The sequence below is a fragment of the Gordonia effusa NBRC 100432 genome, from assembly GCF_000241305.1.
GTDB lineage: Bacteria > Actinomycetota > Actinomycetes > Mycobacteriales > Mycobacteriaceae > Gordonia > Gordonia effusa.
Genome location: NZ_BAEH01000101.1, coordinates 1 through 3,736 on the forward strand (window position 1 = coordinate 1; position 3,736 = coordinate 3,736).

Consider the following 3,736-nt stretch of genomic DNA (forward strand, 5'->3'; position numbering starts at 1 on the left):
ACAATGGCGCGTACAGAGGGCTGCGAGACCGTGAGGTGGAGCGAATCCCTTAAAGCGCGTCTCAGTTCGGATTGGGGTCTGCAACTCGACCCCATGAAGTCGGAGTCGCTAGTAATCGCAGATCAGCAACGCTGCGGTGAATACGTTCCCGGGCCTTGTACACACCGCCCGTCACGTCATGAAAGTCGGTAACACCCGAAGCCGGTGGCCTAACCCTTGTGGAGGGAGCTGTCGAAGGTGGGATCGGCGATTGGGACGAAGTCGTAACAAGGTAGCCGTACCGGAAGGTGCGGCTGGATCACCTCCTTTCTAAGGAGCACACAACACTCCCACGCATGATCCGAATGTGGTTGTGGTGGGTGTGTGTTCATGGGTGAAACATCAAACAAGTCACTGATACCTGTAACCGTGTAGTGGTTGTGGGTGGGTGATCGTTCCAGCTTGTGAGGGTTGGATGTTATTGCACACTATCGGGGTTCTGAGGGAACACGCGAAACTGTTGTTTTGTGGTGTTACTTTCAGTTATGCCTGCTGATTTCCGCCCGTGTTGTGGGTGGTGGGGTTGGTGGGTGTGTGTTGTTTGAGAATTGTATAGTGGATGCGAGCATCTTTATTTGTTTGTAAGTGTTATTTTTTTGTTGTGCGTGCTTGCCTGTGTGATGTCTACATTCGGTTCTGCCTGTTGGGCGGGGTTGTTTGTAGGTGTTGGGTAAGTGTGTAAGGGCGTTCGGTGGATGCCTTGGTACCAGGAGCCGATGAAGGACGTTGGAGGCTGCGATAAGCCTCGGGGAGCTGTCAACCGAGCTGTGATCCGAGGGTGTCCGAATGGGGAAACCCAGCACCAGTGATGTGGTGTTACCACCGGGTGAATGTATAGCCCGTGTGGGGGGAACGTGGGGAAGTGAAACATCTCAGTACCCATAGGAAGAGAAAACAATTGTGATTCCGTGAGTAGTGGCGAGCGAAAGCGGAGGATGGCTAAACCATGCGCATGTGAGACTCGGCAGGGGTTGTGTGTGTGGGGTTGTGGGGTCATGCTTTCTGGTTCTGCCGGATCAGAGGTGAGTGATAAAATCATGCACTAGGTGAAGTGGCCTGGGATGGTCTGCCGTAGACGGTGAGAGTCCGGTAGCTGAAAGTGTGTGGTCTTGCTTGTGTGATGCCCAAGTAGCAGCGGGCTCGTGGAATCTGCTGTGAATCTGCCGGGACCACCCGGTAAGCCTGAATACTTCCTGGTGACCGATAGCGGACTAGTACCGTGAGGGAAAGGTGAAAAGTACCCCGGGAGGGGAGTGAAATAGTACCTGAAACCGGACGCTTACAATCCGTCAGAGCCTGCGCACCCTTGTGGTGGTGGGTGATGGCGTGCCTTTTGAAGAATGAGCCTGCGAGTCAGTGCTCAGTGGCGAGGTTAACCCGTGTGGGGTAGCCGTAGCGAAAGCGAGTCTGAATAGGGCGTTTGAGTCGCTGGGTCTGGACCCGAAGCGGAGTGATCTACCCATGGCCAGGGTGAAGCGACGGTAAGACGTCGTGGAGGCCCGAACCCACTTCAGTTGAAAATGGAGGGGATGAGTTGTGGGTAGGGGTGAAAGGCCAATCAAACTCCGTGATAGCTGGTTCTCCCCGAAATGCATTTAGGTGCAGCGTCACATGTTTCACTCTGGAGGTAGAGCTACTGGATGGCCGATGGGCCCTACTAGGTTACTGACGTCAGCTAAACTCCGAATGCCAGGGTGTGAGAGTGTGGCAGTGAGACTGCGGGCGATAAGGTTCGTAGTCGAGAGGGAAACAGCCCAGATCGCCGGCTAAGGCCCCTAAGCGTGTACTAAGTGGAAAAGGATGTGGGATTACCGAGACAACCAGGAGGTTGGCTTAGAAGCAGCCACCCTTGAAAGAGTGCGTAATAGCTCACTGGTCAAGTGATCCTGCGCCGACAATGTAGCGGGGCTCAAGTACACCGCCGAAGCCGCGGCACTTCACCAATACATCCGCATGACCTTACGGGGTTGTGTGTAGTGGGTGGGGTGGGTAGGGGAGCGTCCTGCATCCTGGGAAGCATCGGCGTGAGCTAGGTGTGGAGGGTGTGGGAGTGAGAATGCAGGCATGAGTAGCGAAAGACAAGTGAGAAACTTGTCCGCCGAATGACCAAGGGTTCCTGGGCCAGGTTAATCCGCCCAGGGTGAGTCGGGACCTAAGGCGAGGCCGACAGGCGTAGTCGATGGACAACGGGTTGATATTCCCGTACCCGTGTATCCGCGCCCAATGCTGAATCAACTGTACTAACCGCCCAAATCCAATCTGATCTCCTTCGGGAGGCGTGGTTGGTGCTGCGCGGGACCTTGGTTGTAGTAGGTAAGCGATGGGGTGACGCAGGAAGGTAGTGGGGCCAGTCAGTGGTTGTACTGGTGTAAGCCTGTAGGGAGTGTGATAGGCAAATCCGTCGCACACATAATCCTGAGAGGTGATGCGTAACCGTTGTGGTGAATTCCATGATCCTATGCTGCCGAGAAAAGCCTCTAGTGAGTTGGTACACGGCCCGTACCCCAAACCGACACAGGTGGTCAGGTAGAGAATACTAAGGCGATCGAGAGAACTGTGGTTAAGGAACTCGGCAAAATGCCCCCGTAACTTCGGGAGAAGGGGGACCACGCCTGGTGACCCACGCACGTGGTGAGCTGGGGGTGGTCGCAGAGACCAGAGAGAAGCGACTGTTTACTAAAAACACAGGTCCGTGCGAAGTCGTAAGACGATGTATACGGACTGACGCCTGCCCGGTGCTGGAAGGTTAAGAGGACCGGTTAATCACTTTGGTGGTGAAGCTGAGAATTTAAGCCCCAGTAAACGGCGGTGGTAACTATAACCATCCTAAGGTAGCGAAATTCCTTGTCGGGTAAGTTCCGACCTGCACGAATGGCGTAACGACTTCTCTGCTGTCTCAACCACAGACTCGGCGAAATTGCAGTACGAGTAAAGATGCTCGTTACGCGCGGCAGGACGAAAAGACCCCGGGACCTTCACTATAGCTTGGTATTGGTGTTCGGTTCGGTTTGTGTAGGATAGGTGGGAGACTGTGAAGCTATCACGCTAGTGGTGGTGGAGTCGTTGTTGAAATACCACTCTGATCGTATTGGACTTCTAACCTCGGACCATGATCTGGTTCAGGGACAGTGCCTGGTGGGTAGTTTAACTGGGGCGGTTGCCTCCCAAAATGTAACGGAGGCGCCCAAAGGTTCCCTCAGCCTGGTTGGCAATCAGGTGTTGAGTGTAAGTGCACAAGGGAGCTTGACTGTGAGACGTACATGTCGAGCAGGGACGAAAGTCGGGACTAGTGATCCGGCACCGGCAAGTGGAAGCGGTGTCGCTCAACGGATAAAAGGTACCCCGGGGATAACAGGCTGATCTTCCCCAAGAGTCCATATCGACGGGATGGTTTGGCACCTCGATGTCGGCTCGTCGCATCCTGGGGCTGGAGTAGGTCCCAAGGGTTGGGCTGTTCGCCCATTAAAGCGGCACGCGAGCTGGGTTTAGAACGTCGTGAGACAGTTCGGTCTCTATCCGCCGCGCGCGTAAGAAACTTGAGGAAACCTGTCCCTAGTACGAGAGGACCGGGACGGACGAACCTCTGGTGTGCCAGTTGTACCACCAGGTGCACTGCTGGTTAGCTACGTTCGGAAGGGATAACCGCTGAAAGCATCTAAGCGGGAAGCCTGTTCCAAGATGAGGTTTCTCACCCCCC

2 rRNA genes are annotated in these 3,736 nt (G+C 54.8%); both read left to right on the top strand.

The window, feature by feature from the left end:
* A 16S ribosomal RNA gene (locus tag GOEFS_RS17700) occupies positions 1-309 on the top strand; the annotation flags it as partial.
* Positions 310-707: 398 nt separating this feature from the next.
* Positions 708-3,736, top strand: a 23S ribosomal RNA gene (locus tag GOEFS_RS17705); the annotation flags it as partial.